Below are 23300 nucleotides of genomic sequence, written 5' to 3'. Positions count from 1 at the left end.
TGATTTAAAGATTTAAGAATTGAAATATTTAAAGATTTCAACTCGTTCAATCGTTTAATTTTACGCTATATCATTTATTTCTTCTACATTTTGTTTTTTGCCCATTCCTTCTTCTTCGAAGGTTAAAATCCTTGAACTTACATTCAGAATAATTCCTAATTGAAGATAAGTCACCAACATTGAAGTTCCTCCATAACTTATTAAAGGCAAAGGTTGTCCTGTTACGGGAATTAAATTCACCGCAACTGCAATATTTACTGCCAGTTGCACGAAAATCATAATTCCTAAACTCAGCACCAATAAACTCCCGAAAAATGCCCGCATTTTACTGGCAATCATCACAATTCTAATCATCATAATCATATACAACGTGATGAGTGCTAATGCTCCGAAAAAGCCATATTCTTCTACAATAATCGCGAAAATAAAATCGGAAGCAGACTGTGGAAGCATTTGTTTCAATGCAGATTTTCCTGGTCCCATTCCTGTAATTCCGCCATGAACTATGGCTGCTTTTGCTTGGTTGACTTGGTAATTTTTTGCTTTTACGGTTTCGTCTTCTACATTGGCATTTTTCTTAGAATTGGCAAAAGTTTCTATTCTACTTACCCAAGTATGAACACGATTGCTGCCAATTAAATCTGTTTTTAAAGCCAAAAACAAGAAAATTCCCACAAAAAGTCCTGAAATTCCTAAAAATCCAAGGATGTATTTGGAGGAAAGTTGACCAACCAACATTACTGCTAATGAAACCATTAAAATCATCAAAGCAGTAGAACCATTGTCTTTGGCAACCAATCCGAAAACCAATAAAACTGGCCCGAAAATGTAAAATATATTCTCTATCGGAAGTCTTTCTCTTTTAATTTTTTTAGTTAAATATCTGCACAAATAGATAATTAACATGAGGTATGCAAAACTTGAAGGCTGAAAAGAAATAGGAGTTCCAGGGATTTTTAACCAACGAGAAGCAGACGCTCCGTCGATTTTTTGTCCCGTAAACATGGTTACAAAAAGTAAAATCACCATAATTCCGAGAAGGATACTGCTCAGTTTTCCGATGTGTTCGTATTTTACAGTTCCTACAGCTCTCATAATGGCTAAACCTAAGAAAACAAAAAACATGTGCTTGATAACGTGTCCCGTAGTTGTACCATTCTGCACAATGTATTCTAAGTTAGAACTTGCAGAATATACAGGGAACACGGAAAAGAAGGAGATTAAAATAATCACCATCCAAAGCACTTTGTCGCCTTTTAAAAGTTCAAATTTGTTTTCTTGTTGTTCCATTCTTTATTTCATAGGATTGAAATCCTATTTTATTTCTTATCGCCACTTCGTGGCTTTTTTTTAATTATTTTTTAAAACTTCTTCTTTAAATAATTGTCCTCTGTGTTCATAGTTATTGAATAAATCAAAACTTGCACAACAAGGAGAAAGTAAAACCGTATCGCCTTTTTCTGCTAGAGATTTTGCAGTTTTCACCGCTTCTTCCATGCTAGAAGTATCTACGATAATGTCTTTTTTGTCTTTGAAAAATTCTATGATTTTAGAATTATCTAATCCAAGACAAACAATCGCTTTTACTTTTCTTTTTACTAAATCTTCTATTTCTGTATAATCATTTCCTTTGTCTGTTCCGCCAACAATCCAAACCGTTGGCGTTTTCATGCTTTCTAAAGCATAGTAGGTAGCGTTTACATTGGTTGCTTTAGAATCATTAATGAATTTCACACCATTAATTTCTGCCACACCTTCTAATCTGTGTTCTACCGCTTGGAATGTCATCAGAGAATTTCTAATGCTTTCATTGCTGATATTCAATAATTTACCAGCAATAGAGGCTGCTAAGCTATTCGCAACATTATGCGTTCCCATCAATGATAAATCTTCTATTTTCATAGAAAATTCATCGTGAAGTTTTACCACAATTTTTTCCTCTTCTGTAAAACCTCCTTCTTCTAATTTTTCCTTCATAGAGAAAGGAATTTGCTTCACTCTTAAATCTAATTCTTGAAGCAGTTTTTGACTCATTTCATCGTCTTTATTGTAGATGAAATAATTGTCGTTTTCTTGATTTTCGGCAATTCTAAATTTTGCCAAAGCATATTCTTCGTAGTTGTAATTATATTGGTCAAGATGATCTGGACTCAAATTCAACAATAAAGAAATGTAAGGTCTAAAATTCTGAATATCATCTAATTGGAAGCTGCTAACTTCCAATACATAATAGTCAAAATTCTCTTGCGCAACTTGCATTGCGAAACTTTTGCCGATGTTTCCACCTAAACCTACATTCAAATTGTCATTTTTCAGAATGTGATAAATGAGCGATGTAGTAGTGGTTTTCCCATTACTTCCTGTGATGGCGATGATTTTGGCATTGGTAAATTCTGCACCGAATTCTATCTCCGAAGAAAGTCTGATTCCTTTCGCTTTGATTTTTTGAACCATTTCAGCTTTCTTAGGAACTCCTGGAGATTTTATAACCCAATTTGCAGCAAGAATTCTTTCTTCATCGTGGTTTTTTTCTTCAAACTCGATTCCGTTTTCTACCAAAACTTTTTTGTAATTCTCTTTAATTTCGCCTTTGTCGGAAAGAAAAACTTCCAAACCTTTAGTTTTAGCCAAAATTGCAGCGCCCACTCCACTTTCTCCTCCTCCTAGAATTACGACTTTCATTTTTTCCATTTCGATTTTTATTTCAAACCTTTTTATTTTGTTGGATTAAAATCCAACGTTCTCATATCTTTCGTTCCTGTGGAACTTAATTTTTATCTAATTTTCAGTGTTATTAAACAGACAATCGCCAACATAACTCCTATGATAATCATTCTGTTAACAATTTTGCTTTCATGGAAACCACTTTTCTGATAATGGTGATGAAGTGGAGACATTTTAAACAATCTGTTATTCTGAGCGTACTCTAATCCGTACTTTTTCTTTCTGTATTTAAAAACTGCTACTTGCAGCATTACTGAAAGATTTTCGATTAAGAAAATCCCGCATAAAACTGGAATCAATAATTCTTTTCTTAAGATAATTGCCAAAACTGCAATTACACCTCCTAACATTAAACTACCAGTGTCGCCCATAAAAACTTGAGCTGGATATGTGTTGTACCAGAAAAATCCTATGGTTGCTCCAATTAGAGCAACTGCGAAAATGGTGGTTTCTCCCATGTTTGGAAGGAACATAATATTCAGATAATCAGCGAAAATGATGTTTCCAGATAAATAAGCGAAAAAGGCAAGTGTTCCTAAAATTACCACACTCGTTCCTGCAGCAAGTCCATCAATTCCGTCTGTAATATTGGCTCCATTAGAAACAGCGGTCACAATGAAAATTACCAGTGGAATAAAAATAATCCAAGCCCATTCTTCTTGCGAAGCTTCGTCCATCCAGAAAAGAATTTTACTGTAATCAAATTCATTATTTTTCATAAATGGAACGGTAGAAATGGTTTCTCTTTCGGCTGGAGCGAAGTTTTGAGAAACACTGGTTCTATTGATTTCGTGAGCATCAGCATATTTTCTTTTGATGGTAATGTCTGGGTGAAAATACATGGTAACTCCTACGATTAGTCCTAAACCAACTTGTCCTATAATTTTGAAAATTCCGCTTAAACCGTCTTTATTTTTCTTTATTTTTTTGAGATAATCATCTATAAAACCGATGGCGCCCATCCAAAGCATAGAAACAATTAACAGAAGAACATAAATATTAAATTTTGTAAATAAAAGTACAGGAATAATGGTGGCAAAAATGATGATTAAACCTCCCATAGTTGGCGTTCCTTCTTTTTGTTTTTGTCCTTCTAAACCAAGATCTCTTACCAATTCTCCCATCTGTTTGTTGCGCAGATAATTGATTATTTTTTTACCATAAACCAAAGCAATTAGCAATGACAAAAGCACAGCAAAAGCCGCTCTGAAAGAGATGTATTTCAGTAAGTTTAATCCAGGAATGTGAATTCCGTGATTGGTAAGATATTCGTATAGATAGTATAGCATTTGTTTAATTTTAATGTTTACAAGTCAAAGGCTTGGATAAATATTTGACCTCTATATTTACATATTGTATCAGCATTAATATTTGGCTTTTCATATTTTTCCCATTTTAGCCCAATGTTATCATATAATTTTATTATTTCTTTTTTGTAAGTCGTATCTTTATTTTTAATGTATTTTTCACAAAGACAGTTTGCAATATCTACTTTAGCATTATTTTCCGAAAAATCTAAATATCCAGGTTTTGGTTTTTCAAATAATCCTTTGTAATAAATACCTTCACAATCTAAAATATTTAACTTTCTTTCAAACTTGTTTGTAAATAGATACAACATCAAAACTGCTACAACAAGGATTGAAATGACAGCTAATAATATTTTAAATATTTTTTTCATCATCAAATTACTTCGACATCAATTTATATAGTTCTATAATCGTCTCTTTGTCATCGAAATGATGTCTCACTCCATTGATTTCCTGATACGTTTCGTGACCTTTTCCTGCAACGAGAACAATATCTTTTGGCTCAGCGAATTTTATTGCCATCTTTATCGCTTCTCTTCTGTCTGGAATAGAAGTGTATTTGCTGAAATTCTGCGGTTCTACACCTGCTTCAATTTCTTTGATAATCTCTTGAGGATTTTCAGTTCTCGGATTATCTGTGGTAATGATGGCCAAAGTAGATTTTCTGGTAGCAATTTTTCCCATTTCTGGTCTTTTTGCATGGTCTCTATCTCCGCCACAACCGAAAACGGTGATTAATCTTTCGTTTTTGGTTCTGATTTCGTTGATGGAATCTAAAACATTTTCCAAAGCATCAGGAGTGTGAGCATAATCTACGATGAAGAAAATTCCGCCATCCGATTTTAGAGTTTCAAATCTTCCATTCACTCTTTTTAGACTTGAAATTGCTTGTAAAACTTCTTCTTCATTAAATCCTAATTCTACCGCAATTGCAAAAGCCAAAAGCAAATTATAAACATTGAATTTCCCAGTTAAAGTCGTCCAGAATTCTTTTCCGTTGAAATTTAGAAGCATTCCGTTGAAATCAACTTCTAAAATTTTTCCGTGATAATCTGCCAAAGTTTTCAAAGCGTAATCTTTCTTTTTCGCTTTGGTGTTTTGTAGCATTACATCGCCATTTTTATCATCAGCATTGGTAATCGCTACGGCGGTTTCTGGTAATTCGTCAAAAAATCTTTTTTTAGTTTTCAGATATTCATCGAACGTTTTATGATAATCTAAATGATCATGGGTAAGATTGGTGAAACCAGCCACAGCAAAGTGTAAACCTTCAATTCTGTCTTGATGAATTCCGTGAGAAGAAACTTCCATAAAAGCATATTCGCAACCGCTTTCTACAGCTTTTGCCAACATTTGGTTCAATCGGATTACATCTGGAGTGGTGTGAGTTGAAGGAATAATTTCATCACCAATCCTGTATTCTACGGTAGAAATCAGCGCACTTTGATAACCTAAATTTTTGAAAATATCAAAAAGTAGAGTAGAAGCGGTGGTTTTTCCGTTGGTTCCTGTAATGCCGATTAATTTCAGATTTTCAGAAGGATTTCCATAAAAATTAGTAGCGAGTTTGCCTAAAGTTTTAGATGAATTTTTAACTTGAATATAGTTAATTCCATCGATTAAATTTTCTGGTAAAACTTCGCAAACAATTGTTTTTGCTCCCTTTTCGATTGCCGAAGAAATATAACAATGTCCGTCTGAAACTGTCCCTTTTATAGCAGCATAAAGTGAACCTTCGGTAACTTTTCTGCTATCGAAAACGATTTCTGACACTTCTGAATTGAGATTTCCAAAAGTTTCTAAAACTGGGATTTTATGTAATAATTCTGATAAAATCATTTTAATTCTGTAATTCCAAATAAATTCTTTGGTTTTTATTAATGACAGTTCCAGCCATTGGGAACTGATTTTTTATTTTTCCAACACCTTTATAATCAACTCGGTAACCTTGGTTTTCTAATTGTGGAATAATGTTTTTGCCCATTAAACCTTTAAGATTTGGTAGAACTCCGTTTTTCACGTTTACCTTTACATTGGGTTCTAGCATTTTATTAAGGTTCACCTTTTTATCAACTAAAAGCTCTTTTTCTACATTAAGTGGTGTTTTAAGGAACACTTTTCCTGCAATTTCTTTAAAAACTGGCGCCGAAACTACTGAACCATAATATCCTTTGGAAGTATTCGGCTGGTTCACCATCACAATACAAGTGTATTTTGGATTATCTGCTGGGAAAAATCCTGCAAAACTCGCCTGATATTTTGTTGGTCCTGGTTTCCAATATTCAAACCTTGCGGTTCCAGTTTTTCCTGCCAATTTGATATTTGGCGTAAAAATACTTTTTGCGGTTCCTTTTTCTACCGCTTTGGTAAGCATCGCAGTCATTAGATTAATCGCCTCAGTAGAAGCCATTTTATCTACTAAAACCTGAGGTTCTGCTTGGTAAGAAGTTTTACCATCTTTCATGATTTTTTCTATGAAAAGCGGCTTCACCATTTTTCCTTTGTTAGCAATCCCGTTATAGAATGTGGTGAGCTGTAATAAATTGAGGCTCACGCTATAACCATATCCTAGAGAAGCCAATGTAGCCTTGTTCCATCTTTTATTTTCTGGCGTTACAATTGAAGGTTTGGTAACACCCGGAAGTTCGATTTCTAATTTTTCAAAAAGTTTCCATCTTTTTAAATGTTTTAAGAAAACATCTGGTTTATCTGCATAATGTTGGGTGATGATTTTTGCTGCACCAATGTTACTTGATTGTGCTAAAATATCACTGATGTCATACGTTCCACCTGCGTGAGAATCTGTAATTTTTTGACTGTAATAAGTCCAAGAGATTCCACCAATGTTTATTTTGGTGTTTTCATCTATGAAACCATCGTCCATTGCAGCTAAAAGTGAAACCGTCTTAAATGTAGAACCTGGTTCTGTAGCATCTTTCAGTGCATAATTGTAAGCATCTATATAATTCCCTTCTTCATTTCTTCTAAGGTTTACCATAGCTCTTACTTTTCCCGTAGCGGTTTCCATCACGAGAACAGAACCATGATCTGCTTCGAAATGTAGCAGTTGTTTTTCTAAAGCAGAATGAGCAATATCTTGAATTCTTAAATCTATTGTGGTGTAAACATCTTGACCATCAATTGGGTCTTGAACTTTCCAGTAATCAATTGGTTTCCACTGAGATGAATTGATTCTTTGCTCTAATCTTTTGCCATCTGTTCCAGTAAGATATTTAGAAAAGGCGCCTTCAAGTCCAGATTTTCCAATCTCGTTATCCATTCCTATGGTTCCAGCACCAATTTGAGCTGTTGCCAGTTCTCTTCGGAATTTTCTATCGATAATGAGACATCTATTTTTCTTAAATTTCCCTGTTTTTTTATCCTTTTTACTGAAAATTGGGAATTTTTTAATTCTGTCATATTGGTCGAAGTCTAAACCTCTTACCAAAGAAAAATATTGATTTTTCTTCTTTTTTTGTTCGTCAAATATTTTTCTATAATGAACTCTAGGTTTACCAAACATTTGGCTCAATGAATCAGTCAATGCGCCAATATTATTGTCGTAAACAGAATCTTTGATGGTTTTAAAATCGATATACGCATCGTATCTCATTACTGTGGTTGCTAAAATAGAACCATCTGATGCAAAAAGGTTTCCACGAGCAGCTTTTAAGGTGGCTTCTCTATAATTTTTACTGATATAATTGTCTTCAAATTCTTCTACATTGGTATTTTGTAGAAAAAGAATTCTCGCCAAAAACATAATAAATACGATGAAAGCTACCCCTGCAAAAAGGTAACCCCATTTTAACGCTTTGCCGCGTTTGATATCATATTCATTACTATTTATCGCCATTTTCTAAACTGTCTACTTTTATTAAAAGTTTATGTGGATGATTTTCTAAAGACATTAGAGAATCTCCTTCCATTTCTTTGCTTAGTTCACTTTCCATTCTTACTTTAATCAGTCTGCTCTGTGCGTAAGCATTTCTAGATTTATATTCTTCTGCTTGTTCTTTAAGTTGGTTTACGGTTTCTATTTTTTTGTTGACCAAGTGATTGCTGTAAATCATAATCATCAACAAGGAAAAGATGAGTAAAAAATATTTGTAATGAACTTTTACTTCATCACGGTTTAAGAAGTTTCCCTTCATGATATCCATGAAAGTAAGTTTCTTTGGTTTTTTATTATATGTTACTCTTTTTGCCACAGACTTTGTCTGATTTTTAATTAAATTTTGATTCCTACACGCATTTTTGCGCTTCTTGCTCTAGAATTTTCTTCTATTTCTTCTTCTGTTGGAATGATGGCTTTGCTTTTTAACAATTCAAAAGCTTTAGCATAATTTCCATAAATATCTCGTTCTGGTTCTCCTTCGAACATTCCGTTTTTTAGGAAACGTTTTACCAATCTGTCTTCTAAAGAATGATAAGAAATCACGACTAATCTCCCTTCTTTTTTCAAGATTTTATAAGACTGTAGCAGCATTTCTTTTAAAACTTCTAGCTCTTGGTTTACCTCTATTCTAATCGCTTGGAACAACTGTGCAAAAAATTTATTTTGCTTAAATTGAGGAATATAACTAAAGACTTTTTTCAAATCTTCGGTGGTTACAATTTCCTTTGATTTCCTAGTATGAACAATTTCTCTAGCCAGTTTTCTGGCTTCTCTTATCTCGCCATAGTAGTAGAAAATATCAGCCAAATGTTCTTCTTCGTATTCATTCACTACTTTTCTCGCGTCAAGATGTTGCATCACGTTCATTCTCATGTCTAGAGGTGCATCACTTCTGGTGGAAAAACCACGTTCTGCAGCATCAAACTGATGAGAAGAAACGCCTAAATCTCCTAAAATTCCATCAACTTCAGTTACGCCGTACATCAACAATGAATTTTCTAAAAATCTGAAATTCTGATTGATTAATGTAAATCTCTCATCATCAATTGAATTGTTGAGCGCGTCTAAATCTTGATCGAAGCTGTATAATTTTCCTTTGCTGGAAAGTCTTTTTAATATTTCACGAGAATGGCCACCTCCGCCGAAAGTTACATCTACGTAAACTCCATCAGGATTAGTGATGAGAGCGTCTATACTTTCCTTTAATAATACAGGATTGTGATACATTCTATTAGATTTAAAAAATTATAAAAATTGAGGTGTAGAAATTATTCTTCGTCAAAATTGATGTCGCCCATCACTTCTTCGGTTAGTTTCCCGAAATCAACTTCGTTGGTAGCAATTACTTTTTCATACGCTTCTTTGTCCCAAATTTCAAACAGTTCACCTGCTCCTGAAATCACTATTTCTTTATGAAGGTTGGCAAATTGTTTCAAATCTTTTGGAATAAGAATCCTCTCAGAAGAATCCAGCTCTACGTTTTTTACACCGGCGGTAAACATTCTGATGAAATCTGCATTCTTTTTCACGAAACGGTTCAGTCCGTTTATCTTTTTCATCAGTTTTTCCCAAGGCTGCATTGGGTAAACTTCTAAGCAATTCTGAAACACGGCACGCTTAATTACAAAGTTCTTATCCTCAGAACTTTGCAATAGTTTTACTAATGACGAAGGAAGCTTTATTCTGCCTTTGTCATCAATCTTGCATTCGTATGTTTCGTAGAAATGAATCATTTGGAGCAAATTTATTTATTATTTTCTAAAATTTCCCACTTTTTCCCACTTTTTAACTTAATGTTGATAACTTTTTACCTGTAGAGCTTTATGTAGCTAACTTGTTGATTGATAAAATGTTAATAAATGAGTGTGATATGAGGGTAGATGTATGCCCAATTGACATACTTTAAATGAAATTAACATAACAAAAACCGGTCAAAATTCCATTTTTTTTGTATTTTTGCGTTTGACAGATACGTTATATGATTTTTAATACCAAAAAGGAGAAGAAATATACATTTATAGAAAGCGGAGAAGGTCATCCTATGGTATTTCTACATGGATTGATGGGAGGCTTAAGTAATTTTGATAAAATGATTACTTATTTCTCAGAAAGAGGCTATAAAGTTTATGTTCCGCAACTTCCTATTTATGATTTGCCAGTGCTGAATACTAATCTTACCGGCATCGCAAAATATGTAGCAAGATTTATAAAAGATAAAATAGGACAACCCGTAACTTTAATGGGAAATTCTATGGGTGGTCATATTGGCCTTATTCTAACATTAGCTAACCCAGAGTTAGTACATTCTTTAGTTTTAACAGGAAGTTCTGGTTTGTACGAAAAAAGTTTTGGAGAAACCTTCCCAAGAAGAGGGGACAGAGACTATATCAAAAAGAAAACAGAAGAAGTTTTCTTTGACCCGAAAGTAGCTACAGATGAATTAGTAGATGAGGTTTTCTCGGTGGTAAATGATAGAATGAAAGGCATTAAAACAGTGCTTTTAGCGAAAAGTGCCATCAAACATAATATGCTCCATGATTTGCCAAAAATAAAACAACCAACTTGTATTATTTGGGGAAAACAAGACGGAGTAACTCCACCCGATGTAGCAGAAGAAATGGATAGACAAATTCCTAATTCAGATTTGTTCTGGTTAGATGAATGCGGTCACGCTGCGATGATGGAAAAGCCAGAAGAATTTAATGAAATTCTTTACAACTGGTTAAAAGATAAAATTTAGAATTAAGTTGAAAAAATAATGATGGAAGTTGAAAAACTTCCATTTTTTGAATATGATAGTAAAGACTGTAAACTTTGTAAAATCTAGTGGGAAATGGCAAGAGTGCCCAGAACCTACAATTCCTGAATATGCTTTTATCGGGAGAAGTAACGTGGGGAAATCTTCGTTAATCAATGCCATTATGAATCATAAAGATTTGGCAAAAACTTCGCAAACTCCTGGTAAAACACAGCTGATTAATCATTTTTTGGTGAATGAAAATTGGTATCTCACCGATTTACCTGGCTATGGTTATGCTAAGGTTTCTAAAAGTTTGAGAAGAGACTTCGAAAAACTCATCACCAATTATATTCTGAATAGAAAAAATTTGGTAAACCTTTTTGTTTTAGTTGATATAAGACATACTCCCCAAAAAATAGATTTAGAATTTATGGAATGGTGCGGAGAAAATGGAGTGCCGTTTTCTATTGTTTTTACCAAACAAGATAAACTAAAACCTGGAGCTGCAGACAGAAATGTAGAAGTATATAAAACCAAACTTCTAGAAACTTGGGAAGATTTACCAGATATTTATATTACTTCTGCCGAAAAGAAAATGGGCGGTGATGAAATTCTGAAATTCATCGAAAAAACCAATGCTTATTTGGTTAAAAATAAAGTGAAGTTCGTGTAGTTATGTCAACAAAGTTTTATAAAATTTTTGTTTATAGTTTTTTGTTTATTTTTCTATTAATTGTTTCTATATCATATTACTTCATCATTAATTCGGAAAAAATTAAATATGATTCAAGTTTAGCAAATCATAAATTTTTAAACCAAAGAAGCACGGAAATAATTTTTGAAAATGAGGAAAAAGTAAATTATGATGTTATTTTTTTTGATTTTTGTAAAGTTTTAAAGAAAAATGACCACTCATATCATTTTATTATAGGAAAAGAAGATAAACCCTTTAATGGATTTACACTGTTCACCTTGAATCATAAATTTTCTAAAATAAAATACTATTTTCCAAACAATAAAGAATATTATAAAGTTGATCTGGAAGAATTAACAATTAGTAAGCCTTATTTAAAAATTGGAGATTCGATATTTGGAAAATTAAAAGTTGAAATCGAACCACAATATATTGGTGCTAATAAAAAACATAAAGGAACCATTTTTTTCAAAACTGTTGTCAAGAGATATGAGTGATATTTTTAATATAACATGGAAAATAAAATCATTCGAAGAGCTATCCATTCATGAATTGTATGAGATTTTGAAAGTGAGACAAGAGGTTTTTGTAGTAGAGCAAACTTGTTATTACTTGGACGCAGATGGTTATGACCAGAAAGCGCTTCATCTTTTTGCAGAAAAAGAAGGGAAAGTAGTAGCGTATTGCAGAATTTTCCCAGAAGGCGTAAAATATCCAGAAACTTCCATCGGAAGAGTTCTTACCCATCCTGATTTTAGAAATTTAAAATTAGGAAAAACTCTTATCAAATTTGCTTTAGAAGCTATAAAAACCAGATTTAACACCACTGAATGTAGAATTTCTGCACAAGATTATCTCATTAAATTTTACAGTGATTTTGGGTTTCAAGACACTGGGAAAAAATATCTAGAAGATGATATTCCACATACAGAAATGGCGAGAAAATAATTTCTTGCCATTCATGTTTTCGCTTGTGTTTTCTTCTTTGATTTTAAAAATCCATAATTTTAAAAGTACTGATAAAAATAAATGGTGAGATTTCTCCCACCATTTCCCCGTTTAAAACTTACTCTACTCTCAATGCAAATGTGTTGTTATATAAAAAGTTATTAGTTTAAAAATAAAATTTTGCATTTATTAAAAAGAGTATGTAGAAGATTACTTCTGCAAATGTAGACTGATAAAAATTTGTTTCATTACGGTTTTCCGTAATTGGGTTTTATTTTTTGTTTTTATATTTCCTAAATTTACTAATGAGGAGTTTTGTAAAATAATTTCGTAAAAAAAGGATTATTTAAATAATCCCCAAATCCTTACAAAGTACCACCATTTCCGTGTTATTTTTGGCGCTTAAACTTTCGCGGAGTTCACTTAATCTCTTTTCTATAGAACTTCTGCTGTCTGGTTTTATATTGGTGTTTTTAAAATGGTCTTCTATTTCTTGTTGACGCCAACCTTTAGCCAAAAGTTCAACCAAATACACATCATAATTGGTAAATTCAAATGAGTTATTTCTGATGGAATTAATGATTTCCTGAGGAATCACAATTTTGTTTTCAAAAACTTTTTTGATGGCACTTTTCAGTTCTTTACCATCATTTCTGCCTTTGCTTACAAAACCATTGATGTGATGTTTCTTGAAAAGTTCATCAATAATAGAAGGTTTTTTCTCGATAGAAAAAGCGATGATTTTAATATTGGGTTGCAATTGTCTCACTTCTGCGATGAGTTCTTGTCCAGAACTCAATTTTTGTTCCCGGAAATCGGTGTCAAAAGATAAATCCGTAATGAGTAAATCATAAGGATTTTCTTCTGAAATGGCAGTTTTTAGTTTAGAAACGGCATCATCACAATAACTTACAAACTCGTAATCCGTAATTTGCAATTCTTCTAGAGTTTTGATGACTCCTAGATTTCTGATTTCGTGGTCTTCGGCTATTAGTACTTTATTAAACATCATTTTTAATGAATTGGAATAGACATATTTACTTGTAATCCTTTTTGTAGATTTTTTTCAAAATTAATATCTCCGCCAATGTTCTCAATACGGTTTTCCGTATTTTTGATTCCAGAAAGTTTTTTATTTTCTGCATTGCCCATTCCAAGGCCATTATCGGTGTATTTTATTTTTAAAATATTTTCAAATTTTTCAAATTTTACCGAAACTAATGTCGCTTGACTGTGTTTTTTCATGTTAATCATGAGTTCTCTAAGTGCATAGAAAATTTCTGATTGTATATTCTGAGAAACGTTTTGCCAAATATTCTGCTCGTTTCCTATGACTAAAACTTTTTGCTGAAGTGAAGAATAAGAAGAAATCATTTCAAAAAGCTTAACCGAAAATTCTTTTTTTATTTGTTTATTAATGTCTTCATGAGCAATGTCTCTTGATTCTTCGTACATTTTTTCTAGTTTATCAAGGAGTTTTTCTTTGTCTAGCTCTTCTTGATTTTCTACTTCTACCATAGTTTGGTATAAACCATTGGCTACTACATCATGTATTTTTTTAGAATATTTAATTTGAGTGTTTTTTACCTCAATTTCTTTTTCTTGTTCCAGTCTTTTTTTTCTTCTTAAATACCAAAATAAACCAACCAATAAACCTGTGACGAGAAATGCAATCGCCACTTTTTGTCTAAAAATGTGATTTTCTTTTTCTATATTTTCTGTTTTGGCTTTTTCGGTTTCATAGCGAATCAGTGCAAATTGATTTCTGGCTTTTGCTCTAGCTGTTTGCAAACTGTCATTCAGTTTTTGATATTCGAAAAAATATTTTTTTGAGTTTTCTGATTTTTCTAAAGCGATTAATTTTTCTAGTGCTTCTAATCTATCATCAGGATTTTCTATTTTTAATGCAACTTCGTACATTTTTTTAGCATAAAAAATAGATTTTAGAGGATTTATTTCTTTATAATAGTCTGCTAAAGTTCCATAGCTGGAATTAAGTCCCCAATAATCTTTTAAAATCGTTCTAATGAGTAAAGCTTTTTGAAAATAAGGCAAAACTTTGGTGTTTTTGTTTTCTAGGTACAAGCATCTTCCCCAATTGTTTAAAGCTCTTGCGTAACTTAAGCTATCTTGGGTTTTCAATGCTTTTTTATAATATGTTTTTGCACTTTGGTAATTTTTTTGATCTAAAAAATTATTTGCAATATTATTATAAAATATGAGCTTAGATAAAGAATTATTAGATTGATTAAGAGCTAAGAAATAATATTTTTCTGATTTTTTGTAATCCTTTAATTCAACATGTGCCAGTGCAAGATTATTATAATTAGATGACTTAATCTCTCTTGTAATCTCGTCATTCTTTTTGAGATATTTTTCCGCTTCTAATGAAGTTTCAATTCCTCCAAAATTATCACCTTTTTCTGTTTGAATAATGGCCATATTGACAAGACATTTAGCTACAAAGATGGAATCATTTTTTTTCAAAAAATCATCCTTTGCTAATGCATAATAAATATAAGCAGAGTCTTTTTCGCCAGCATCTCTCAAGTCTGTGGCTTTTAAATACGTTTTATTTTTTGCAGAATCAGATTCTACAGTGTTTTTAATGCAGGAAAATATAATGGTTAAAAATAAAAGTGGAATTAGTTTTTTCAACGGGAAAATTTTTACTCTAAATTACAAAAAAAGAGCAGACTTTTTAGTCTGCTCAAAAGTTAAATTTTTCAATTTTTTATTTCAATAACCCAAGTTCGCCGAAATGTTTTTTGAATTTGGCTACTTTTGGACCTACTACAGCGCTGCAATAAGGTTGATTAGGATTGATTTCAAAATAATTTTGGTGATATTTCTCTGCGCCCCAGAATTTTTCAAAAGGAACGATTTGAGTAACATATTTTCCGTTCCATTTTCCAGATTTTTCTGAATTTTCCATAGAGATTTGTGCTTCTTCTTTTTGTTTTTCAGAATGATAGAAAATTACGGAACGGTATTGTGTGCCGATGTCTTCACCCTGTCTGTTTAATTGTGTAGGATCGTGCAGGAACCAAAAAGATTCTAACAATTGCGAAAAAGAAATGACAGAAGGATCAAAAGCGATTTGTACCACTTCTGCATGACCCGTTTCACCTGTGCAAACTTCTTCGTAAGTAGGGTTTTCTTTATGACCACCAGAATAGCCAGAAGTTACAGATTCTACACCTTTCAGCATGTCAAAACATGCTTCTACACACCAAAAACACCCGCCACCAAACGTAGCATATTCTAGTTTTTTGTTTTCCATTTTAAGATTTTTTTTCTTTGAAACTTTATTTTCTTGTCCGTTACAAGAAATCAGTAAAATACTCATCAAAAATATAAAAAACTTTTTCATTTAGAAATAACGTTGTTGTTTTAATTTTTATTTTAATAATAGTTAAAATCTTTTGCCAATTCCTAACATTCCTGTGGTGTTCACTTTGTTTTCGCCTCCAAAATTTCGCCCTAATCCTGTTCCGATTTCTAAGACAATGTCGTTTTTTACCACCCATTTTCCTCCGAATTTAAATCCGACACCAAAATTGGTTTCTTTTTCTGTAGTATACATCGTGTATCCTCCATATTGAGAAGAAACATAATAAGATTTTTCTACATCTCCGCTGTTAATGCTGCAATATCCGCCAATATAAAAACCATTGGCTCTTTTTTTACCAAAATAATAATTATAATAAGGTGTTATACTGAACCCATTATTATCTTCTATTATATAGTCATCAAGAAGAAAAGAAGTGGTAACTCCAATTCCTGAATTTTCTGAAATAATTCTTTCGTATTCTACATTTACAGCTCCTAAAACTAATGCAACAGGATTTATCACAATGTCATTTGATTTTAAAGGTGTAGAATTTTGAGAAAATGTAAACGTGCTAACAGCTAGAGTAAAAATTGTAATCAGTTTTTTCATTGTATCATTTTTAATTAGTGCTAAAGTATTAAAATTTTTCTCAGAAAATCTTGATTGTAATCAATTTCAAAAAAAAACCGAAGAATTTCTTCGGTTTTTTATAAATATAAGGATTTTAAGTCTTAAGAAGTAGGAATTTCTCCTTTGAATAAGAAAGAAATAATTTCTTTGTTTACTTTATCCATCATTTCGCTGAACAAATGGAAAGACTCTTGTTTGTAAATTACCAATGGATCTTTTTGCTCATAAACTGCACCTTGTGAAGATTTACGTAAATCATCCATTTCTTTAAGGTGATGTTTCCAGTTTTCGTCTATAATGGTTAAACAGATGTTCTTCTCGAAATCATTAATCATAGATTCGCATTGTGTTTCATAAGCTTGCTTAAGATCAGTAACGATGGTAAGCGTTTTGGCTCCGTCAGAGAAAGGTACTTGTACGTTTTTGAACATGTGACCTTGCTGTTTAAACACATTTTCTATGATTGGGAATGAGTTTTCTTTCAATAAAACCAATCTGTTTTTGTAATCTTCTTCTGCTTTTTTGAAAACGATATCTGTGATTTCTCTTTCAGTTTTTGCTTTGAATTCAGCTTCAGTAAGTGGAGCTTCCATCGTGAAGAATTTGATGATTTCGTATTCAAATTCTTTGAATTGGTTGCCTCCTTTTGTATTGCTTACGATAGATGCTGCTACATCATAAATGGTATTAATGATGTCATATTTTAAATGGTCGCCAAACAATGCATTTTTTCTACGTTTGTAGATTACATCACGTTGTTTGTTCATTACATCATCATATTCTAGCAATCTTTTTCTGATACCGAAGTTGTTTTCTTCTACTTTTTTCTGAGCTCTTTCGATAGATTTGGTAATCATAGAGTGCTGAATTACTTCGCCTTCTTTGTGTCCCATTTTATCCATCATTTTTGCGATTCTTTCAGAACCGAAAAGTCTCATTAAGTTATCTTCCAGAGAAACATAGAATTGCGAACTTCCAGGGTCTCCTTGTCTACCAGCTCTACCTCTTAACTGTCTGTCTACACGTCTAGAATCGTGTCTTTCTGTACCTATAATTGCTAAACCTCCGTTTGCTTTTACGTCTCCTTGAAGTTTAATATCGGTACCACGACCAGCCATGTTGGTAGCAATAGTTACTACACCAGCTCTACCAGCTTCAGCTACGATGTCTGCTTCTTTTTTGTGCAATTTCGCATTCAATATATTATGCGGAATTTTTCTTAATTGAAGCGCTTTTGACAAGAACTGAGAAATTTCTACAGAAGTTGTACCAACTAGTACTGGTCTTCCTGCTGCGGTAAGTCTTTCGATTTCGTCAATTACAGCATTGAATTTTTCTCTGTTAGTTTTATAAACTAAATCTTGTCTATCGTCTCTGATGATAGGTCTGTTGGTAGGAATTACAACTACGTCTAATTTATAAATTTGCCAGAATTCGCCTGCTTCAGTTTCTGCAGTACCTGTCATCCCGGCTAATTTGTTATACATTCTGAAGTAGTTCTGTAACGTAATGGTAGCGAAAGTTTGAGTAGCAGCTTCGATTTTTACATTTTCTTTAGCTTCTATCGCTTGGTGAAGTCCGTCTGAATAACGTCTTCCTTCCATGATACGTCCAGTTTGCTCGTCTACGATTTTTACTTCTCCATCGATTACTACATATTCATCATCTTTTTCAAATAATGTATATGCTTTTAACAACTGGCTTAAAGTGTGAATTCTTTCAGATTTTACAGCATAATTTCTGAAAAGCTCTTCTTTTTGAGCAAATTCTTCTTCTTTAGTAAGATTTTTTGCCTCTAGTTCAGCAATCAAGGTTCCGATGTCTTCTAAAACAAAGAAATTGGCATCTTGGTTCCCTTGAGACATATATTCTACACCTTTGTCTGTAAGGTCTATTTGATTATTTTTCTCGTCGATTACAAAATAAAGGTCTTTGTCTACAATACGCATTCTCTTGCTATTGTCTTGCATGTATTCTCCTTCTGTTTTTTGTAAAAGGACTCTTATTCCTTCTTCTGAAAGGAATTTGATGAGGTGTTTGTTTTTAGGTAAACCTCTGTAAGCCTGTAAAAGTTTAAAACCTCCGTCTGTTTTATTACCTGCTGCAATTAATTTCTTCGCTTCGGTTAATAAATTAGAAACGATTTGTTTCTGAACAGCTACAATTCTGTCTACAGATGGTTTTAACACATCGAATTCTTGTCTGTCTCCTTGAGGAATCGGTCCAGAAATAATGAGTGGAGTTCTCGCATCATCAATTAATACTGAGTCTACTTCGTCTACAATTGCAAAGTTTAATTCACCTTGAACTAATTCTTCAGGCGAAGAAACCATGTTGTCTCTTAAATAGTCAAAACCGAACTCATTATTGGTTCCATAAGTGATATCTGCTTGATAAGCTTTTCTTCTCGCATCAGTATTCGGTTGATGCAAATCGATACAATCGATGCTTAAACCGTGGAACTGATAAATTGGTCCCATCCAAGCCGAGTCTCTTTTTGCCAAGTAATCATTCACAGTAACTACGTGAACACCACGACCAGGAAGTGCATTTAAGTAAATAGGTAGCGTTCCTACTAAAGTTTTACCTTCTCCAGTTGCCATTTCGGCGATTCTACCACTGTGAAGTGCAACCCCACCGATAAATTGGGTGTCATAGTGAACCATGTCCCAAACTACTTCTTTACCAGCAGCATCCCATTTATTTTTCCAGAAAGCTTTGTCTCCTTGAATTTGTACAAAATCTTTAGCAGCAGCTAATTCTTGATCATGTTCAGTTGCTGTAACGGTAAGTCCACCATTTTGAGCCAATCTTCTTGCAGTTTCTTTGATAACCGCAAAAGCTTCAGGAAGAATATCGTTCAATACTTTTTCTTCAATTTGATAAGAATCCTTTTTCAGCGTTTCAATTTGCCCAAAAAGTTTTTCTTTTTCGTCTACGTCAGAAGATTTTGCAATTTGCTCATGAACTTCTACTACCTGATTGGTAATGTGTTCTGTAGCTGCATCAATTTTATCTTTGAATTCTTGAGTTTTTGCTCTCAATTCATCATCCGAAAGCTCGGCAATTGCTGGCTCTACTTTCTTAATTTTGTCTACAACTTTTTTTATTTCTTTGAGGTCTTTAGCATTTTTGTCGCCTAAGAATCCTTGAAGAACTTTATTTAAAAAACTCATAATAATTGCTTTTGGCTAGTAGCAAAATGCTTCAGCCATATTAATGTTAAATTTATAAAAATTCAAAAAAAAGCCGATTGCCGATTGCCGACAGCCGACTGCATTTTTTAGTATTCGTCTTCGTTCCAGAGGAAGTCTTCGTCTGTAGGATAATCACTCCAGACTTCTTCTATGCTTTCATAGATTTCTCCTTCGTCTTCAATGGCTTGAAGATTTTCTACTACTTCCATTGGTGCACCTGTTCTAATAGCGTAATCGATAAGCTCTGCTTTAGTCATCGGCCAAGGTGCGTCGCTTAAATATGAAGCTAATTCTAATGTCCAATACATAATATTTAAATTTTTTGCAAAAGTATAAAATTAGGTGAGATTTCAAAATTTTTCTATCTGATTTTCAACAGATTTATAAAATCTAAACTTAATTTTTAATAATGTTCTAATATAATTGTTTTATCTCTTTCTCAAAAACCATTCCACAAAAATTTTTATGCCATTTTGGTATTTTGTTTTGGGTGAATAGTGAAATTAGTTATCGCTTTGACTTAAAAATTTAAGGAAATATAAAGCTTTTATTCAAAAATGACAAAATGTCCATCTTTCAACAAATGTTCTACTAAATGTGAACCAATAAATCCAGAACCGCCTGTTACTAAATAATTCATTTGTGCGTTTTACAAAGAGTAGCAAATTTAAGAATTTGGAAATGATTATGGTCAAATATAAAATAAATTTTCGTGCAGATTGAGCAAATTAGGCTGATTCTTTATAAATATGCTCAATCAGTAAAATCAGCGAAACATTTAATATCTTTTTCCTTATTTTTACTCAAAATTTTCTCAATGCAACTTAAAGGACAAATTCTCAAAATGTCTTCCGTTCTCGGAAATCCAATTCAGTATTACCTCAATCTTTCAGGAGATTTAATCTCTATGAATCAGCTATTTGGTAAAAATTTCAACATAAAACATGTTGGTTATCAGTGTGTAGAATGTGGTAAAGATGAAAAAATCTATAGAATGGGATTTTGTAAAAAATGTTTTTTCGAAAGTCCTTATGCAAGTGATACGATTCTAAAACCAGAACTTTCTACAGCGCATCTCGGCATTGAAGAGCGTGATTTAGAAGTAGAAAAAGAGATACAATTGCAACCCCATATTGTTTATTTGGCTTATACAGGTGATGTAAAAGTTGGGGTAACGCGCGAAAGTCAGATTCCTACACGTTGGATTGATCAAGGAGCTACTTTTGCCTTGCCAATTGCAAAAACTGAAAACCGCTATGAAGCGGGAATGATAGAAGTGGAACTCAAAAAACATATTGCAGATAAAACCAATTGGAGAAAAATGCTTCAAGACGACCGCGAAAGTGATGTAGATTTATTGGATTTTCGAAATCAGATTGCGGAACTTTTTCCTAAAGATTTTAAAAATTTTGCGATTGATGGTCAAGAAATGGTGCGTTTAGACTTTCCATATGAAGCACCTGCTAAAATTAATTCTTTCACACTAGATTCTAAACCAGAGTTTGAAGGGGTTTTAAAAGGAATTAAAGGGCAGTATTTGTATTTTAATGAAGGAGATTTTATCAATGTAAGAAGCCACGAAGGTTATGTGATTGAACTTGATATTCAATAATATAACTGAATTATAAAACTTAAAATAAAACAAGAAAATGCTGTAATCTTGTAACCCAAAAAGCTAATAACCAAATACTTTTGCTCTATGAAGAGAGCTTTACGAATTCTATTTTCCGTTATTTTTGGATTTGCTGTGCTTTTGGTTTCGGTGAATCTGTATTTCCATTATTGGTTGCAGCATCATTTGCCGCAGTATATTGAAAAAAAATCTCCGTATTATATTCATTATCAGGATTTAAACATAGAATTTGTAAGCGGAAATATTTCTGCTAGTAAAGTTAAAATTACTCCAAAACATATAGATAATCGAAAACTCTTACAGCTTAACGGAACTGTAGATTCTCTTTTTATTTCAAATCTTGGGATTTATGATGCCATTCTAAATAAGAAAATCAATGCTAAATACTTAAAGCTTTTTCGTCCAAATCTTCAGATTATTCTGCCAGAAAATCAAGATGCACATAAGAACAATAAGCAACCCTTGATTTCTAAAAATTTGATCATTAAAGACGGAAATGTGGAAATCTTAAGATTTGATAAAAGTAAATTTTTGTCAATTGAAAATTTAAGTCTAAGTATTGACAATCTGAAACATACAGAGAAAAATGTTACGCGTAAATTGCCAATTGTTTTTGATCAATATTCTATAAAAAGTAAAGCATTTCATTTTTATCCAGATGAAGTGTATCACATTTCAGCTGCCGAAATTAATACAGAAAATGGGCAAATGTCAGTGACAGATTTTTCAATGAAACCTTTGATGAGTTTTTCTGAATTTTCAAGAAAATTTCCTAGAAAATCACTTTTTGATATTTCTTCTCAAAAAATGAATTTCAAAGATATGGTATTGAAGAAGAATAAAATTAGTTTGTCTGAAGTTCGGTTTTCTGAACCTAATTTAACGTTGTATTCTTCTGAAAATCAGAATAAAAATAAAAATAAACCTTTTACTTATATTGTTGAATTACAAAATGTTTTCTTTGATAATGGAAAAGCAAAAATTATCAAAAACGGACAAAACAAGTTTTCCGTAGTCAACGTAAATGCTCATTTTGAACAATTGGTTTTAGATGAAAAAAATTCCAAAAATGAATTGCCTTTTCAGTATAAAAATTACCAAATTTCGGGAAGAAATATTTTTTTAGATGCTGGAAAATTCTATCAGTTGTTCATTAATAATGCTGATTTTCAGAAAAATTCTATGGATTTAAGAGGATTGCATTTACAGCCCAAGTTTACTAAAACCCAGTTTACTTCTAAAATTTCTACAGAAAAAGATTGGTATAATGTAAAAATTGCACAAACGAGAATTACTGATTTTCATTGGAAATTAAAAGATAGTCAACCGAAAATTAATATTGGTAATGTATTGATTAACAATTTACAAGCGCAAATTTATAGAAGTAAAAGTCCTAAAGATGATCTAACTAGAAAAAAACTTTACAGTGAATTGCTCCGTTCCATCAAATTTCCTCTTTTGGTGAAAAATTTGAACATTAGAAATTCAAATTTAATTTATGAAGAAGATTTGCCGAATGGAAATAAACCTGGGAAACTGACTTTCAGCCAATTTAATTTAAATGCACAAAATCTTAATTCAAATAAAGGTTTCAAAAATACGGTTATTCCGATTAAAATTCACACACAATTTATGAATGTAGCGCCTATGAAAGTAAACTGGAGTTTTGATACAGCAAATCTTCAGGATGACTTTTCGATTTCAGGGCAAATTAATGATTTACCAGCCGAAAGTATTAACGCTTTTGTTACGCCCTATTCTCATAAAAAAGTAGAAGGGAATATTCACGAAGTGCGATTTAATTTCAAAGGAAATCGTCATGAAATTTCTGGAAATTACACGATGAAACATGAAAATGTGAAAGTGAAAGTTTTAGATGAAAAAACGAGAAAAGAGAAGAAAGTATTGAGTGCGGTTACAAATTTAATCGTCCGAACCAATTCTAAATCCGAAACAGAAAATGTAGAAGTTCACACCACTAGAAATCCTACGAAATCATTTTTTAATTTGCTTTGGAAAGGAGTAGAAGAAGGTTTGAAGAAAACTTTGGTGGGTAAAAATGTAGAAAAAACTGAGAAAACGGTAAAACAGGTAAAGCAAAAGTTAGGTTTGCAAGATTCTGTAAATCAAAAAGAAAAGCCTAAAAAAGAAAAAGGATTTTTTAAAAATTTATTCAAAAAATAAACCGCAGA

Annotated in this window: 21 protein-coding genes and 1 pseudogene; 6 read left to right on the top strand and 16 right to left on the bottom strand. The window is 32.4% G+C overall.

Features of this window, described 5'->3' with window-relative positions; all coding sequences use genetic code 11:
• Positions 1-60: 60 nt before the first annotated feature.
• From QO190_RS00445 to mraZ, 9 genes are all read right to left on the bottom strand, one after another.
• On the bottom strand, positions 61-1290 hold the full coding sequence (locus tag QO190_RS00445; RefSeq protein ID WP_371460726.1) for an FtsW/RodA/SpoVE family cell cycle protein: 1230 nt from the start codon (positions 1288-1290) through the stop codon (positions 61-63).
• A gap of 60 nt (positions 1291-1350) precedes the next feature.
• Positions 1351-2682, bottom strand: coding sequence for a UDP-N-acetylmuramoyl-L-alanine--D-glutamate ligase (gene murD / locus QO190_RS00440; protein ID WP_371460725.1), 1332 nt, complete (start codon positions 2680-2682; stop codon positions 1351-1353).
• A 92-nt stretch (positions 2683-2774) separates the two neighbouring features.
• Positions 2775-4013, bottom strand: coding sequence for a phospho-N-acetylmuramoyl-pentapeptide-transferase (gene mraY / locus QO190_RS00435; protein ID WP_371460724.1), 1239 nt, complete (start codon positions 4011-4013; stop codon positions 2775-2777).
• 17 nt (positions 4014-4030) lie between these two features.
• A complete protein-coding gene (locus QO190_RS00430; RefSeq protein WP_371481222.1) occupies positions 4031-4408 on the bottom strand; it encodes a hypothetical protein in 378 nt (125 codons plus the stop codon).
• A gap of 4 nt (positions 4409-4412) precedes the next feature.
• Positions 4413-5873 (bottom strand): UDP-N-acetylmuramoyl-L-alanyl-D-glutamate--2,6-diaminopimelate ligase, encoded by a 1461-nt coding sequence (locus tag QO190_RS00425; protein WP_371460722.1) that lies wholly within the window; start codon positions 5871-5873, stop codon positions 4413-4415.
• Position 5874: 1 nt separating this feature from the next.
• A complete protein-coding gene (locus QO190_RS00420) occupies positions 5875-7890 on the bottom strand; it encodes a penicillin-binding transpeptidase domain-containing protein (RefSeq protein ID WP_371460721.1) in 2016 nt (671 codons plus the stop codon).
• Positions 7877-8245 (bottom strand): FtsL-like putative cell division protein, encoded by a 369-nt coding sequence (locus QO190_RS00415; RefSeq protein ID WP_069797387.1) that lies wholly within the window; start codon positions 8243-8245, stop codon positions 7877-7879. The genes QO190_RS00420 and QO190_RS00415 overlap by 14 nt, the downstream gene beginning before the upstream one ends.
• A 20-nt stretch (positions 8246-8265) precedes the next feature.
• Positions 8266-9159, bottom strand: coding sequence for a 16S rRNA (cytosine(1402)-N(4))-methyltransferase RsmH (rsmH, locus tag QO190_RS00410; protein ID WP_371460720.1), 894 nt, complete (start codon positions 9157-9159; stop codon positions 8266-8268).
• Between the two features lie 41 nt (positions 9160-9200).
• Positions 9201-9665: a division/cell wall cluster transcriptional repressor MraZ gene (gene mraZ, locus QO190_RS00405; protein WP_371460718.1), complete on the bottom strand. Its 465-nt coding sequence runs from the start codon at positions 9663-9665 to the stop codon at positions 9201-9203.
• A 245-nt stretch (positions 9666-9910) separates the two neighbouring features.
• Here mraZ and QO190_RS00400 point away from each other — a divergent pair, with 245 nt between their 5' ends.
• The 4 genes from QO190_RS00400 to QO190_RS00385 are packed head-to-tail and all read left to right on the top strand — an operon-like array spanning position 9911 to position 12314.
• Entirely contained in the window at positions 9911-10672 is a 762-nt protein-coding gene (locus tag QO190_RS00400; protein WP_371460717.1) for an alpha/beta fold hydrolase, read from the top strand.
• Positions 10673-10724: 52 nt separating this feature from the next.
• On the top strand, positions 10725-11345 hold the full coding sequence (gene yihA, locus QO190_RS00395; protein WP_371460716.1) for a ribosome biogenesis GTP-binding protein YihA/YsxC: 621 nt from the start codon (positions 10725-10727) through the stop codon (positions 11343-11345).
• A gap of 2 nt (positions 11346-11347) precedes the next feature.
• Positions 11348-11863: a hypothetical protein gene (locus QO190_RS00390; protein ID WP_371460715.1), complete on the top strand. Its 516-nt coding sequence runs from the start codon at positions 11348-11350 to the stop codon at positions 11861-11863.
• Positions 11856-12314, top strand: coding sequence for a GNAT family N-acetyltransferase (locus QO190_RS00385; protein ID WP_371460714.1), 459 nt, complete (start codon positions 11856-11858; stop codon positions 12312-12314). The genes QO190_RS00390 and QO190_RS00385 overlap by 8 nt, the downstream gene beginning before the upstream one ends.
• A gap of 346 nt (positions 12315-12660) precedes the next feature.
• Here QO190_RS00385 and QO190_RS00380 read toward each other — a convergent pair whose 3' ends face one another.
• From QO190_RS00380 to QO190_RS00350, 7 genes and pseudogenes are all read right to left on the bottom strand, one after another.
• Positions 12661-13326 carry a response regulator gene (locus QO190_RS00380; RefSeq protein ID WP_371460712.1) on the bottom strand — a complete coding sequence of 222 codons (666 nt, stop codon included), beginning with the start codon at positions 13324-13326 and terminating at the stop codon, positions 12661-12663.
• Between the two features lie 2 nt (positions 13327-13328).
• Positions 13329-14972 (bottom strand): tetratricopeptide repeat protein, encoded by a 1644-nt coding sequence (locus QO190_RS00375; protein ID WP_371460710.1) that lies wholly within the window; start codon positions 14970-14972, stop codon positions 13329-13331.
• 76 nt (positions 14973-15048) lie between these two features.
• Entirely contained in the window at positions 15049-15687 is a 639-nt protein-coding gene (gene msrA, locus QO190_RS00370) for a peptide-methionine (S)-S-oxide reductase MsrA (protein WP_371460709.1), read from the bottom strand.
• Positions 15688-15729: 42 nt separating this feature from the next.
• The gene (locus QO190_RS00365; RefSeq protein ID WP_371460708.1) at positions 15730-16257 is read right to left on the bottom strand and encodes a DUF3575 domain-containing protein; all 528 of its coding nucleotides are present in this window, start codon (positions 16255-16257) and stop codon (positions 15730-15732) included.
• Positions 16258-16379: 122 nt separating this feature from the next.
• Positions 16380-19454: a preprotein translocase subunit SecA gene (secA, locus tag QO190_RS00360; protein ID WP_371460707.1), complete on the bottom strand. Its 3075-nt coding sequence runs from the start codon at positions 19452-19454 to the stop codon at positions 16380-16382.
• Between the two features lie 107 nt (positions 19455-19561).
• Positions 19562-19783 (bottom strand): DUF2795 domain-containing protein, encoded by a 222-nt coding sequence (locus QO190_RS00355; protein WP_002662059.1) that lies wholly within the window; start codon positions 19781-19783, stop codon positions 19562-19564.
• Positions 19784-20031: 248 nt separating this feature from the next.
• Positions 20032-20115 (bottom strand): annotated as a pseudogene (locus QO190_RS00350) (NAD-dependent epimerase/dehydratase family protein); the annotation flags it as partial.
• A 177-nt stretch (positions 20116-20292) separates the two neighbouring features.
• Between QO190_RS00350 and QO190_RS00345 the strand changes: the two are divergent.
• A complete protein-coding gene (locus tag QO190_RS00345) occupies positions 20293-21087 on the top strand; it encodes a DUF2797 domain-containing protein (protein ID WP_371460703.1) in 795 nt (264 codons plus the stop codon).
• Positions 21088-21174: 87 nt separating this feature from the next.
• Positions 21175-23292: a hypothetical protein gene (locus tag QO190_RS00340; RefSeq protein ID WP_371460701.1), complete on the top strand. Its 2118-nt coding sequence runs from the start codon at positions 21175-21177 to the stop codon at positions 23290-23292.
• Positions 23293-23300 lie beyond the last annotated feature (8 nt).

Origin of the sequence: Cloacibacterium sp. Arc13 (assembly GCF_041431305.1) — a bacterium.
GTDB lineage: Bacteria > Bacteroidota > Bacteroidia > Flavobacteriales > Weeksellaceae > Cloacibacterium > Cloacibacterium caeni_B.
Note: the sequence above shows the minus strand (reverse complement) of the source record. Positions and strands in the feature narration are given on the sequence as shown.